The following is a 12,927-nucleotide window of genomic DNA, read 5'->3' on the forward strand; positions in this document are numbered from 1 at the left end:
AAGACTTAGAAATCGCGCTTGTAGAAAATGTCGAGGGAACTGGCCACGCCACTCGCCACCTCCAGGTATACCTTCTTGCTCAGCAGGTAGCGCAAGGCAATGGTGCTGGCCGGCTCGAACACGCCCACGCCATAGCGCAGGCTGAGCTTCTCGGTGATCTTGCCGCTGGCTACCACGGCGGTGTTATTGCCGCTGCCCTGGGTGTCGAGGTCGAAGTCCTGAATGCCCAACTTGGTGGCGATGTCCGAGGTCACCCCGGCGCTGCCCATCAAACCCAGGCCCAGCGCCGCTTCGGCGAGCATGTTGTTGTCTTCGCCAGTGGTGGTGCGTGAACGCCCCAGTACCAAGTACGACAACGCATCCTCTTGGGCCATCGCCGGCTCGGAGAAAATCTGCGTGGTCGGTTGCTCGGCGCTGCCGCTCAGGCGAATACCGGCGGTCACGGTCCGGGACGGCTCTGTGGTGACACGCACTGCCTCGATGTCCAGGAACGGCTGGTCCAGAGGGCCGGCAAACAGCAGGCGCGCCCGCCGCACATTGAGCCGCTGACCGTAAGCGCGGTAGCGGCCATCGTTGAGCCAAAGCTCACCACGAGTGTCCATGTTGTCGCCGATATGCACATGGCCCTGCACCTTGGCGGTGAGGCCGAAGCCTGAGAAGTTGAGCTGGTCTTCGCCCACTGCCACGTCGATATCCATGGCCATGGCCATCGCTGGCTTGCCCTCCTCGGTCTGACTGCCGACGATGATAGTGTCGTCCGAGACCTTGACCGTCGACGGCGGCAATTCGCGCACAGTGATGTCGCCACGCGGGATCTTCACTTTGCCGGCAATCGCCAGTTTGTCGTCCTTCAAGGTGATCTTCAGGTCCGGCGCCACTTCCAGCGTGGCGTAGGGTTCGACTGTGACCGGCAATTGCGAGCCTTGCAGACTGAGGTCCACGGCCAGGGCCTGACCCCAGTCGATCTGGCCCTTGAGGCTGCCCTGCCCGGCTTTGCCACTGCGCCAACCACCATTGAGCTGCACGCTTTCGCCGGCGATGAGGGCCTGCACGTTCAGGCCTTCGAGGCTGACGGGCAACTCCGGACCAGAGACTTCGCCGCCGATCAGGTTCACATTGCCGTTGATCTGCGGCGCGAGCAGGCCACCGGAAATCCGGCCGTTGCCGTTGAGCTTGCCGTTGAGGGTTTCCACCATCGGCACAAACGGACGCGCCACCGCCAGGTCCAGCCCGGTGAGGCTGAAATTGCCAGTGATCGGTTTGTTCTTCGGCAGCGGATTAATCTGCGCCTGCAACAGCAATTCACCGAGCTTGCCACCCCGGAAGTTCAACTGTGTGTCGATGCGCTTGGGGTTGAGGGTCGTTTCAAGCTTGAGGGTGTCGTAAGGAAAATCCAGCCACTGGTCCTTGTCCTTGACGCGCAAAGTGCCGCCGCTGGCATCCACCGAAATCAAGCCCTTGGGGCCGCTGTCGGGCAGGTCGAGTTGGACATCGGCATTGAGCCTGCCGCGCCAGGCAAAATCCTTGGGCAAAAAGGCCGCGAGGCTGTCGATTGGGAATTGCTTGAGGTGGTAACGCAACTTGGGCTCGGGCATCAGGCGCTGGTCTTCGCCGCACAGGCTGGCGCCGCCGGAGACCCAGCAATGCGCCGCGAAGGTCAGCTTGCCGTCGGCCATGTAGTCGATTTTGGCCGGGGCTTGCAGTTTCCAATCCTGCCCGCCGGCCTGGACATCACCGCTGGCCAGGCGCCCGCGCCAGTTGCCTTTGTCGAGGTTGCCGTCCAGGGCCAGGGCCAGCTTGACCAGCGGACCGGCCAAGTCGAGCTGGACCTTCTGGTTCTTGATGTCGCCTTGAGCGCTGGCGGTCAGGGTGCCGATCTGGGTGTCGCCGCTTTGAATACCGCTGCCTTTGAGGTCGATCTTGGCGCGCTGGGCGCTGTCGAGGGTAGCGCCGAGGCTGAGGCTTTGCAGGCGGTTGTCGGCAAACGCCAGTTGCTGGCCCTTGATGTCGAGTTTGCCCTGAGGCGCATTCAGGCTGCCGGCCACGTCGAGGCGGCCATTGATCTGCCCGCGTAACTGCGGCCAGAGCTGGGCGAGGCGCGCCAGCTTGATGTCGATCTGCCCGGCCAGGCGTTGTTGCAGGCTGCCGCTGCCGTTGATGCGGTTGTCACCCAGGCGAATATCCAGGTTGGCCAGGGTCCATTGCTCCCCTGCACCTTCGGCCTTGGCCGCCAGCACGGCGGTTTGGCCCCGCAGGCGGCCCTTGAGGTCGAGGTCGGCATTCAGCTTGAGTTGCTCGTTCTTGAACTCGCCCTTGCTGCGCAGCGGACCGGCCAACGTACCCGGCAGTTCAGCGACCCAGTACGCCGGATTGAGCGCCGACAGGTCCAGCGCGGTATCCCAGGCGATGCCATCGGCGAACTGCAGGTTCAGATGGCCTTCGGCCTTACCTTGACCGGCGGTGAGTTTCAGCTCGGGCAGGAAGACTTGCTTGAGGTCGCCACTGAACGGCGTGACCACATTGAACTTGCCGGCCGGGCCGTCGAGGTCGGCCTTGAGGTTGCCCAGGTAGTTGCCGTCTTTATAGGAAATCTCGCCGTTGAACGTACGCACCGTCACTTGGGGTTCGTCGATCACGGGATAGAGGCGATGCCAGGGGAAGTCGAGCCAGTCGATCCTGGCATCGGCTGTGAAGCCTTGTTGCCAATCCAGGTTGGCACTCAGCTTGAGGCTTTGCTTGTCACCGGCATTCAGGTCCAGGCCCGCAATTTGCGCGCCGTTGGCGTCGACTTTGCCTTGCAGCAGCAGGTCCACCGGACCTTTCTCTGCCGGTAGCACGGCCTTGCCGAGCAGTTGGTAGCCGTTTTTCAGATCACCCTTGGCGGTGAGGTCCAGTTGATTGAGTTGCAGGGTGTCGGGCAGATCGGCGCTGGGCTTGAAGCCGTCAGCGGTGATGTGCAACTGGGCCGGAAGGTTTTCAGCCAGGGGTTGCAGCTCGCCCTGCAGTTTGGCCGGCAGGTAGCCGCTGCTGTCGGCGTCGAGTTTGAGGGTCTTGAGCAGGTCGCCGTCGACCTTAAGGGCAACTTTCCAGGGCGCGCCGCCGGGCGCGTAGGGCAGGCTCAAGTTCCCGCTGGCGGTCAACGGCCAGTCGCCAGTGGGTTGCAACAGGCCAGACAGGTCCAGCACCAGATCGTCGCGCTGCAGGTGCACTGAGTCGATTTGCATCCCGGCGGCGGTCCAATGCGCCGCCAGTTGCAGGCCTTTAAGCTCTTCGCTGCCGTTGAACACCAGGCTACCGACGCGAACGTCGCCTAACTGGAGAGCAACCGGCAATTTCAGATCTGGCAGTACAAGGGGGCCGCTGCTTTCTTCGGTGCTGGGTGGAAATTGCAGAATGACCTGATCCACATCCAACCGGTCAATACACAAGGTCATGCGCAGCAGGCAGGCTGGCGACCACTCGAACGCGGGCGCCTTGAGTTCCACGCGACTGGTGTCTTGCTGCCACAGCAGATGATCGGCGCTCCACTGGCCGCCCAAACGGCCCTGGAAATTCTCCACACTCAAACCCGGCACTTGGCCCAACGCCCAGCGGCTGCCCGCCTGGCTGCCCAGTACCGCCCACAGTGCCAGCAACAGCACGGCGAGGATGGCCACCACGGCCAGCCCCGCTATTTTCAAACCACGCATCACAGCTCAGGCCCCATGGAAAAGTGCAAACGAACGCCGCCCGGGTCTTCCAGGGCGTGGGCCAGGTCGAGGCGGATTGGCCCCACCGGCGATACCCAGCGGATACCGACACCCACGCCGGTTTTCAGGCTGGGCAGTTCCAGGGTGTTGAACGAGTTGCCCTGGTCGATGAAGGTCGCGATCCGCCATTTTTCGGCGATGGAATATTGATACTCGGCGCTCAAGGCCACCATGTAGCGGCCACCGATGCGATCACCTTGGTCGTTCTCGGGCGACAGCGTCTGGTACTCATAACCGCGCACGCTCTGATCGCCACCGGCAAAGAAGCGCAACGACGGTGGCACCGACTTGTAGCCATTGGTGGCACTGCCGCCGAACTGCGCCCGCGCCAGGAAACGATGATTGTCCCACAGGGTCGTCAGGCCTTTGACCATGGCCGTGCCGTACAGCAAGTTGGTGTCGGAGCCCAGGTCTTCCTTCGCCACCTTCGTGTCGAATTGCAGGCGGTAGCCGTTGTGGGGGTCGATGCGGTTATCGCTGCGCAGATAGGAATAACTGATACCAGGCATCAGCAGGTTGCTCAGGCCGGAGTCGTTGCCCAGGCGATATTCTTCGCGCTGGTACTTGAGAGAAATCACCCGTGTCCAGCCACTGGGCAACTTGCTGTGCCATTCGGGGCCGACGGTAAGCAATTTACTCAGGGTGTCGGTGTTCGCCAGTTCTTCATTCTGGTAGCCGCCAGCGAAGCGCAGTTTGTCGGTGAGCGGCGGGTCCAGCGGAATGTCGTACCACAGGCCGACGTTCTGGCGCGGAGCCGAGAGTTCTGCTTCCCAGCCATAACTATGGCCCTGGTGGTTAACCCAGTGACGGGTCCAGTTGGCCTTGCCGCGCGGACCGACGTCGGTGGAGTAACCCAGGCCCAGGCCCATGGTGCGCGGCTTGCGTGTGTCCAGATTGACGGCCACCGGGATCACGTCTTGTGTCGAGGCGGTGGGGCTGGCATCCACGCGCACCCCTTCGAAAAAGCCGCTGGCTTGCAGGTTCTGGTTGAGTTCGGCGATCAGTTCGGAATCGTAGGGGTCACCGTTTTTGAACGGCACCATGCGTTGCAGCAGTTCGTCATCAAACGGCGTGTCGCCGGCAAAGCTAACCTTGCCCAGGCTGTAGCGCGGGCCGCTGTCATAAATGAGTTCGATATCGGCGACGCCTGCTTGTGGGTCCACCGCGAGTTTCTGGCTGGTAAAGCGCCCGCTGAAAAAGCCGTAGCGCGAGGCTTGATTCTGAATCAGACGCTTGGCGTCTTCGTAGTGGCCGTGGTTGAGCACGGCGCCGGAGATAAGATCATCGCTGGCAGGCACGCGAAAAGACTTAAGGTTCGCAGCCTCGCCGTCGACCCGAATAGTCACGTTGCGTAAATGCACCGGTTCACCGGGGTCGACGCGGAGGATCAGGCGCGGGTTCTTGCCGCCTTTCACCTCGCTGTCGATGTTTGGCTGATAGAAGCCTAGTGCCTGCGCCGCTTTGCGCGCCTGCTCTTCGGCACCACGGCTGAACCGCAGCAAGGCCTCTTCGTCACGATCGCCAACCCCGCCGATGTAGCCTTCAATGTTGGCTTTCAACGCGTCGTTTGAGGGTTTGATCCGCACGTCCAATTCGCTTAGCGCAAATGCGCCGCAGCTTGTGAACAGCAGAACCAAGCCGCTGGTAAATCTTCCTGGAAACTTCATAGGCGCGGATGCTACACGAGCTGGGGGAAAACTTAGAACTCAGACGATTCTGAAAAATTCTGCATTAAGCCGTTGCAGCATGTAACAGCTGGGGATTGGGGTGGAAAAAGACATGCTCCAGGATAGGCCCTACAGCGACTTCGCCGATTTCCTCATAGCCCTGGCGCTTGTAGAAATCCAGGTAGCGGGAATTGCCGGTGTCCAGCACCACACCCGAAGAGTGCGGGTCTTCGGCGCACCAGTTGTGCACCGCCTCCAGCAACTGTTCACCGTAGTGTTTGCCCTGGAACTGCGGGTGAATGCCCAAAAGCGGCAGCACATGCACCGATTCGCTCGGCAGGCACGCCAGCACGGCGTGATGATAATCAAGATAACGCCGCGTACCGCGCACGCCAGTGCTCAGCCACATGCGCAGTTGCCACGCCCAGCTCTCAGTGATCCCCAGGCGCCGTTGCGGGGGTGCGATCAAGGCAATGCCGATCAGCCGATCATTCACAAACAAACCGATCGCCGGAAGTTTTTGAAAGAAATGCTGCTTGACCAGCTCCCGCACGGTGGCGCGTACCCGCTGCTCATAACCTGGGCGTTCGGCTTCGAAGATGTAGGCAAACGTCGGCTCATGCCGATAGGCCTGGTACAGCAGGGAGCGGGCCTCGCGGGAATAGCCGCTGTTGAGCAAGCGAACTTCGCCAATGGCAGTGTCAGTCATACAATCAATCTCCCTGGGCGCCACTCAATAGATGGCGTTCTTATGGGTACGAACCTACGCAGCACCAGTCGTTCCCAGACATTAGCAGCGCATCTGTCCTACCGCCACGCTGGCCCCCGTCCGACTTGTCCGCTAGCATCGCCCTTTTGCCAGACTGGACCGCCGACCATGAAAATCGTCTCCTTCAATATCAACGGGCTGCGCGCCCGCCCCCATCAGCTGGCGGCGCTGATTGAAAAGCATCAACCCGATGTAATCGGCCTGCAGGAAACCAAGGTCCACGACGACCAGTTTCCTCTGGCCGAAGTACAAGCACTGGGCTATCACGTTTACTACCACGGCCAAAAAGGCCACTACGGCGTGGCGCTGCTTTCGCGTCAGCCTGCGTTGAGCCTTCACAAAGGCTTTGCCAATGACGAAGAAGACGCCCAGCGTCGTTTTATCTGGGGCACCTTCGCCGATGAAAACGGCAACCCGGTGACCATCATGAACGGCTATTTCCCACAGGGTGAAAGCCGCGACCATCCAACCAAATTCCCCGCCAAGCAGCGCTTTTACGAAGACCTGCAACAGTTGTTGGAAAGCCAGTTCAGCAACGATCAGGCGCTGGTGGTGATGGGCGATGTGAATATTTCCCCGGAAGACTGCGACATCGGCATCGGCGCCGACAACGCCAAGCGCTGGCTGAAAACTGGCAAGTGCAGCTTCCTGCCCGAAGAGCGCGAATGGATGGCCCGCCTGAAAAACTGGGGCCTGGTGGACAGCTTCCGTCACCTCAACCCGGACGTGACCGACCGCTTCAGTTGGTTCGACTACCGCAGCCGCGGCTTTGAAGATGAGCCCAAGCGTGGGCTGCGAATCGACCTGATCATGGCCTCCAACGGTTTGCTGCCACGGGTCAAGGATGCCGGCGTGGATTACGACCTGCGTGGCTTGGAAAAACCGTCGGACCATGCACCGATCTGGCTTGAACTGAGCTGATCCCCCTGACTGTACTCGGGTCAAATGTGGGAGAAGGGGCAAGCCCCCTCCCACACCTTTGATCATTTGAGTGTCAGTCACATTATTGAAATCCCACTGACTTAATCTCGCGGCACTCCCTTTGGCTTGAGAAGGTGCCGGCATGATGCTGCGCGTTCTGTTCCTGTTGTGTTGCGCATTTTCCCTCTCCGTTGTGGCTGCCCCCCTACCCGTTCCCGATCAAGGCCCGGCCTTGCGAATCCAGGGCTCCAACACCATTGGCGCGGCGCTGGCCCCGGCATTGGCCAAGGGTTTGATGGAGCATCAAGGGTTGCAGAACGTGCACAGCGAACCTGCCGAGGGCGCCAATGAACAGCGCGTGATCGGCAAGACACGCCAGGGCAAAACGGTGACTATCGACGTCGCAGCCCACGGTTCCAGCACAGGCTTTGTCGCCCTGAAGAAAACCAGCGCCGACCTTGCGGCCTCGTCACGACCGATCAAGGACAGCGAACTGGTAGACCTTGAACCACTTGGTGACTTGAAAAGCCCCGACGCCGAACACGTGATCGCCATCGATGGCCTGGCAATCATCCTCAACCCACAGAACCCGCTGAATACACTGAATACCGAGCAACTGGCGCAGATCTTCAACGGTGAGGTCAGCACTTGGGAGGCTCTGGGCGGCATCGGCGGCGCGATTCATATCTACGCCCGCGATGACCAGTCGGGCACCTACGACACCTTCAAGGAATTGGTGTTGCGCCTGCGCGCCAAGCCCCTGGTTTCTTCGGCCAAGCGTTTCGAGTCCAGCGAGGCATTGTCCGATGCGGTGAGCCAGGACCCTCAGGGCATCGGTTTTATTGGGCTGCCCTACGTGCGCCACGCCAAGGCCGTGGCGATTGTGGATGGCGACTCGCAACCGATGTTGCCGCTCAACAGCCTGATCGCCACCGAGGATTACCCGCTGTCGCGCCGATTGTTCTTTTACCTGCCGCCCACCGCCCATAACCCGTGGGCCAAGGCGCTGGTGGACTTTGCCCAGAGCAGCAAAGGCCAGGCGATTGTGGCGGCCAGTGGGTTTATTGCGCAGCAGGTGCAGGCCATGGCCGTGGAACCGCGCCCGACAATGCCGGATGACTATCAATCCATCGCTCGGGACGCTCAGCGCTTGACCGTGAATTTTCGTTTCGAAGAAGGCAGCGCCAGCCTGGATAACAAGGCGCGCCAGGATGTACAGCGGGTGGTGGCGTATCTCAAGGGTCACGACAAGCTGGACAAAAAGGTGACGCTGGTGGGATTCGGCGATACCAAGAACGATCCGCAGCGGGCGGCGCTGCTGTCTAAATTGCGGGCGATGGCGGTGCGACGGGAGTTGGTCAAGAGCGGCGTAGTACTGCGAGATATTCGCGGGTTTGGTGCGCAGATGCCGGTGGCGGCGAATACGGCGGATGAGGGGCGGATCAAAAATCGGCGGGTGGAGGTTTGGGTGTACTGAGGACTGCCGGATCTTCAGTGCCTGATCCTGCCTCATCGGGAGCAAGCCCCCTCCCACAGGTGACCGCGTATCTCCAGTAGGAATACTGTCGAATGTGGGAGGGGGCTCGCCCCCGATTGCAGGCGACGCCGTATTACTGCCCGCTGCGCATCAACTCTTTAGGCACATATTTGCCGATTTCAAACTTGCCGATTGCAGCGCGGTGCACTTCGTCCGGGCCGTCGGCCAGGCGCAGTGTGCGCTGCATCGCGTACATGTAGGCCAGCGGGAAGTCGTTGGAGACGCCTGCGCCGCCGTGGATCTGGATCGCGCGGTCGATGACCTTCAGCGCTACGTTTGGCGCCACCACCTTGATTTGCGCAATTTCGCTTTTCGCCACTTTGTTGCCCGCGGTGTCCATCATGTACGCCGCTTTCAGGGTCAGCAGGCGCGCCATGTCGATCTCCATCCGTGAGTCGGCGATCTTGTCGATATTGCCGCCCAAGCGTGCCAATGGTTTACCGAACGCGGTACGGCTGACCGCGCGTTTGCACATCAACTCCAGCGCACGTTCGGCCATGCCAATGGAGCGCATGCAGTGGTGGATACGGCCTGGGCCAAGACGACCTTGGGCAATTTCAAAGCCGCGACCTTCGCCAAGCAGTACGTTCTCATAGGGCACACGCACGTTGTCGAACAGCACTTCGGCGTGGCCGTGAGGCGCGTCGTCGTAGCCGAACACCGGCAGCGGGCGCACGATTTTCACGCCGGGGGTGTCCACCGGCACCAGGATCATCGAGTGCTGCTGGTGGCGCGGCGCGTCGGGGTTGCTCAGGCCCATGAAGATCAGGATCTTGCAGCGCGGGTCGCAGGCGCCGGAGGTCCACCATTTCTTGCCATTGATCACCCACTCTTCGCCCTGGCGTTCGGCGCGGGCGGCCATGTTGGTGGCGTCGGACGAGGCGACGTCCGGTTCGGTCATGGCGAAGGCCGAGCGAATCTCGCCGCGCAACAGCGGTTCGAGCCAGCGTTGTTTCTGCTCTTCGTTGGCGTAGCGCACCAGTACTTCCATGTTGCCGGTATCCGGTGCCGAGCAGTTGAACGGCTCCGGGCCCAGCAGTGAACGGCCCATGATTTCGGCCAGCGGCGCATATTCGAGGTTGGTCAGGCCGGCGCCCAGTTCGGACTCGGGCAGGAACAGGTTCCACAGGCCTTCGGCTTTAGCCTTGGCTTTCAACTCTTCCATGATGGCGGTGGGCTGCCAGCGGTCGCCTTCGTTGACCTGGCGTTCGAACACCGGCTCGGCCGGGTAAACGTAAGCATCCATAAACGCGGTGACGCGTTCACGCAGTTCCTGAACCTTGGGCGAATAGGCGAAATCCATGAGCAGCTCCCTTCTTTGAGAGGTTGTTTAGGTCATGCAATCGATGCTAGAACAGCGCTCATAATTTACCTAGCCTATTCTCGGCGTGTATTAACATTCATCACCGATATATGATCGGCGTCTCAGCACGCAACAAATCGCCACCTAACAATAAGAGCGCAACCCAATGAATCTGAGCAAGGTCGACCTCAACCTCTTTATCGTCTTCGACGCGATCTACACCGAAGCCAACCTGACCCGCGCCGGTCAGATCGTCGGCATCACCCAGCCGGCGGTGTCCAACGCCCTGGCACGCCTGCGCGAGACCTTCAACGACCCGCTGTTTGTACGCACCGCTCAGGGCATGGTGCCCACGCCGATGGCGCAGAACATCATCGGCCCGGTGCGTAATGCGCTGTCGTTGCTGCGAGTGTCGGTACAGGAAAGCCGTATCTTCAATCCGCAACAGGCGGCCAAGACCTACCGCATCAGCATGACCGACCTCACCGAAGCGGTGATTCTGCCGGCGCTGTTCCAGCGCCTGCGCCGTCTGGCGCCGACGGTAGTGATCGAAAGTTTCCTGTCCAAGCGCCGCGAAACCACTAAGGAACTGGCCGCCGGGCGCCTGGATTTTGCGGTGGATGCGCCGCTCAACACCGACCCGCAAGTGCGCCACGTCAAGCTGATGGAAGACCGCTACGTGTGCGCCATGCGCAAGGGCCACCCGATGGCGGGCAAGGACAAGCTGACCCTCGACGATTACCTGGGGCTGACCCATATCCACATCTCCAGCCGCCGCAACGGCCTGGGCCATGTCGACCTGGCCTTGGGCAAGATGGGCCTGCAACGCAAGATCGCCCTGCGCTCCCAGCATTACCTGATGGCCTCGCAAGTGCTGCAGCAGACCGACATGGTGATGACCGTGCCCGAACGCTTCGCACGGCGCCATGAGTTGCACTGGGTCAACCTGCCGGTCAACGATGTGCCTCCGGTGGAAACGCACCTGTACTGGCACGAAAGCACCGACCAGGATCCGGCCAACCGCTGGATGCGTGAGCAGATGATCGAGTTGTGCCAGCAGGTTACGGCCCATGAGAAGAAGCTGGACAAACAACAAGCCTGAGGTTGAAGCGCGCACCTTGTGGGAGGGGGCTTGCCCCCTATGGTCAGCGAAGCTGGCCTTGACGTTTACGTCAACCTGCCATTAGCTTAGCGCCAGGACCTTCTTGAGCGCCGCCATGAGCATCACCTACAGCATCTCCGACCTCGCCCGCGAGCTCGACATCACCACTCGCGCCATTCGCTTCTATGAAGAACAAGGCCTGCTGACCCCGGAGCGCCGGGGCCAGGAACGCATCTATTCGGCACGAGACAAGGTCAGCCTCAAGCTGATCCTGCGCGGCAAACGCATCGGTTTTTCCCTGGCCGAATGCCGCGAGCTCATCGAGCTCTACGACCCCAGCAGCGGCAACCACATCCAGCTCAACAGCATGCTGGCCAAGATCGCAGAGCGCCGCGAGCAGCTTGAGCAACAGTTGCTGGATATCGAACAGATGAAACTGGAACTGGACACCGCCGAAGAGCGCTGCACCCAGGCCCTCGCGCACACCATGAGCCAGGCTGGCCATTGATCAGAAGGTAACTGCCATGTCCCACCCATCAAATCCACTCCCCTCCCATGTGCGCCTGGTCGAAGTCGGTCCGCGCGATGGGCTGCAGAACGAAGCCCAACCCATCAGCGTGGCCGACAAGGTGCAACTGGTGGACGCCCTCAGCGCGGCGGGTTTGAGCTACATCGAAGTTGGCAGTTTCGTCTCGCCCAAGTGGGTACCGCAGATGGCCGGTTCGGCCGAGGTGTTTGCGCAGATCCAGCGTAAGCCCGGCGTGACCTATGGCGCACTGGCACCGAACCTGCGGGGTTTTGAGGATGCGCTGGCGGCCGGGGTGAAAGAAGTCGCGGTGTTTGCGGCAGCGTCCGAGGCGTTTTCCCAACGCAATATCAACTGTTCCATCAGTGAAAGCCTGGAACGCTTTGCGCCGATCATGGCTGCAGCCCGGCAACATGGCATCAGCGTGCGCGGCTATGTGTCCTGCGTGCTGGGTTGTCCTTACGAAGGCGAGATTGCGCCAGAGCAAGTTGCCGCAGTCGCGCGGGAGTTGTATGCCATGGGCTGCTACGAGGTTTCCCTGGGCGACACCATCGGCACCGGCACGGCGGGCTCAACCCGGCGGCTGTTCGATGTCGTCGGTGCGCAGGTGCCACGGGACAAACTGGCGGGCCACTTCCATGACACCTACGGCCAGGCGGTCGCCAACATCTACGCCAGTCTGCTGGAGGGGATCAGTGTGTTCGACAGCTCTATCGCGGGCCTCGGCGGCTGCCCTTACGCCAAGGGCGCCAGCGGTAACGTTGCCACTGAAGACGTGGTCTACCTGCTCAACGGCCTGGGGATCGACACCGGCATCGACCTGCAAGCATTGATTGCCGCAGGCCTGCAAATCAGTCAGGTCCTAGGCCGCCCTACGGGTTCGCGGGTGGCCAAGGTCCGTAATGCCGTTTGAGTAGAGCAGCCGTGACAATGTGTTACCGCACGACTACACATCGAGTAACACGGGAACATATTTTGTCGAACTTTGCGTAAGCCAAATCCGAACAAAAAACTAACATGCTGATTTTAAAGGCTTTTTAAAAGTTGGCACGGCTTCTGCTATCTCTATGGCATAACAAGAATAAAAAGCGCCAAACCTAATAAAAATAAGACGAAACGACTCTGACATAACAAAAACAACACGGCAGAGACGCAGCTAACAGATTTTTTTGGAGAAGATGTGCTTCGCAGGGTACGGCTCGCCGAAACCCGCAACCGGTTAGAGAAAAATAAAACTACCTCAGGTAGCTACCCACTGGTTGGATCGGTCACGAAGAAGCAGGTCAGCGCTCAAAAAAATACGTTTGCTCTTGACCCCGCATGGGGGTCGCTAAAAACAGCGGTAAAGGGTCA

Annotated in this window: 9 protein-coding genes; 5 read left to right on the forward strand and 4 right to left on the reverse strand. The window is 60.6% G+C overall.

Annotated elements, in window-relative coordinates; genetic code table 11:
• Positions 1–5: 5 nt before the first annotated feature.
• The 3 genes from ACEN2T_RS24940 to ACEN2T_RS24950 form a co-directional block, all read right to left on the reverse strand.
• Positions 6–3,689 carry a translocation/assembly module TamB domain-containing protein gene (locus ACEN2T_RS24940; RefSeq protein ID WP_122680624.1) on the reverse strand — a complete coding sequence of 1,228 codons (3,684 nt, stop codon included), beginning with the start codon at positions 3,687–3,689 and terminating at the stop codon, positions 6–8.
• Positions 3,689–5,416 (reverse strand): autotransporter assembly complex protein TamA, encoded by a 1,728-nt coding sequence (locus ACEN2T_RS24945; protein WP_442117731.1) that lies wholly within the window; start codon positions 5,414–5,416, stop codon positions 3,689–3,691. Before ACEN2T_RS24945 ends, ACEN2T_RS24940 begins: the two co-directional genes overlap by 1 nt.
• A gap of 64 nt (positions 5,417–5,480) precedes the next feature.
• Positions 5,481–6,125: a GNAT family N-acetyltransferase gene (locus tag ACEN2T_RS24950; protein ID WP_032889813.1), complete on the reverse strand. Its 645-nt coding sequence runs from the start codon at positions 6,123–6,125 to the stop codon at positions 5,481–5,483.
• A gap of 168 nt (positions 6,126–6,293) precedes the next feature.
• On the opposite strand from ACEN2T_RS24950, the gene xthA reads away from it, so the two are divergent.
• Both xthA and ACEN2T_RS24960 read left to right on the forward strand, forming a co-directional pair.
• The gene (gene xthA, locus ACEN2T_RS24955; RefSeq protein ID WP_179178776.1) at positions 6,294–7,106 is read left to right on the forward strand and encodes an exodeoxyribonuclease III; all 813 of its coding nucleotides are present in this window, start codon (positions 6,294–6,296) and stop codon (positions 7,104–7,106) included.
• 142 nt (positions 7,107–7,248) lie between these two features.
• A complete protein-coding gene (locus ACEN2T_RS24960; RefSeq protein WP_442117732.1) occupies positions 7,249–8,583 on the forward strand; it encodes a substrate-binding domain-containing protein in 1,335 nt (444 codons plus the stop codon).
• A 133-nt stretch (positions 8,584–8,716) separates the two neighbouring features.
• On the opposite strand, the gene ACEN2T_RS24965 is transcribed toward ACEN2T_RS24960, so the two are convergent.
• Entirely contained in the window at positions 8,717–9,946 is a 1,230-nt protein-coding gene (locus ACEN2T_RS24965; RefSeq protein ID WP_442117733.1) for an acyl-CoA dehydrogenase, read from the reverse strand.
• A gap of 166 nt (positions 9,947–10,112) precedes the next feature.
• Here ACEN2T_RS24965 and ACEN2T_RS24970 point away from each other — a divergent pair, with 166 nt between their 5' ends.
• The 3 genes from ACEN2T_RS24970 to ACEN2T_RS24980 all read left to right on the forward strand — a co-directional run bounded on the left by ACEN2T_RS24970 (position 10,113) and on the right by ACEN2T_RS24980 (position 12,487).
• A complete protein-coding gene (locus ACEN2T_RS24970; RefSeq protein WP_095184407.1) occupies positions 10,113–11,048 on the forward strand; it encodes a LysR family transcriptional regulator in 936 nt (311 codons plus the stop codon).
• A 115-nt stretch (positions 11,049–11,163) separates the two neighbouring features.
• Complete coding sequence (locus ACEN2T_RS24975) at positions 11,164–11,556, forward strand: MerR family transcriptional regulator (RefSeq protein WP_032889825.1); 393 nt, start codon at positions 11,164–11,166, stop codon at positions 11,554–11,556.
• 16 nt (positions 11,557–11,572) lie between these two features.
• The gene (locus tag ACEN2T_RS24980; protein WP_032889827.1) at positions 11,573–12,487 is read left to right on the forward strand and encodes a hydroxymethylglutaryl-CoA lyase; all 915 of its coding nucleotides are present in this window, start codon (positions 11,573–11,575) and stop codon (positions 12,485–12,487) included.
• Positions 12,488–12,927: the final 440 nt, after the last annotated feature.

The organism is Pseudomonas sp. W22_MBD1_FP4, assembly GCF_052113765.1.
Taxonomy (GTDB): domain Bacteria; phylum Pseudomonadota; class Gammaproteobacteria; order Pseudomonadales; family Pseudomonadaceae; genus Aquipseudomonas; species Aquipseudomonas sivasensis.

What these genes read in the sequence shown, in the direction of transcription:
- ACEN2T_RS24975 (WP_032889825.1), top strand. Translation starts at nt 11,164, where the DNA reads ATGAGCATCACCTACAGCATCTCCGACCTCGCCCGCGAGCTCGACATC.
- ACEN2T_RS24980 (WP_032889827.1), top strand. Translation starts at nt 11,573, where the DNA reads ATGTCCCACCCATCAAATCCACTCCCCTCCCATGTGCGCCTGGTCGAA.
- ACEN2T_RS24940 (WP_122680624.1), bottom strand. Translation starts at nt 3,689, where the DNA reads ATGCGTGGTTTGAAAATAGCGGGGCTGGCCGTGGTGGCCATCCTCGCC.
- ACEN2T_RS24970 (WP_095184407.1), top strand. Translation starts at nt 10,113, where the DNA reads ATGAATCTGAGCAAGGTCGACCTCAACCTCTTTATCGTCTTCGACGCG.
- xthA (WP_179178776.1), top strand. Translation starts at nt 6,294, where the DNA reads ATGAAAATCGTCTCCTTCAATATCAACGGGCTGCGCGCCCGCCCCCAT.
- ACEN2T_RS24945 (WP_442117731.1), bottom strand. Translation starts at nt 5,416, where the DNA reads ATGAAGTTTCCAGGAAGATTTACCAGCGGCTTGGTTCTGCTGTTCACA.
- ACEN2T_RS24950 (WP_032889813.1), bottom strand. Translation starts at nt 6,125, where the DNA reads ATGACTGACACTGCCATTGGCGAAGTTCGCTTGCTCAACAGCGGCTAT.
- ACEN2T_RS24960 (WP_442117732.1), top strand. Translation starts at nt 7,249, where the DNA reads ATGATGCTGCGCGTTCTGTTCCTGTTGTGTTGCGCATTTTCCCTCTCC.
- ACEN2T_RS24965 (WP_442117733.1), bottom strand. Translation starts at nt 9,946, where the DNA reads ATGGATTTCGCCTATTCGCCCAAGGTTCAGGAACTGCGTGAACGCGTC.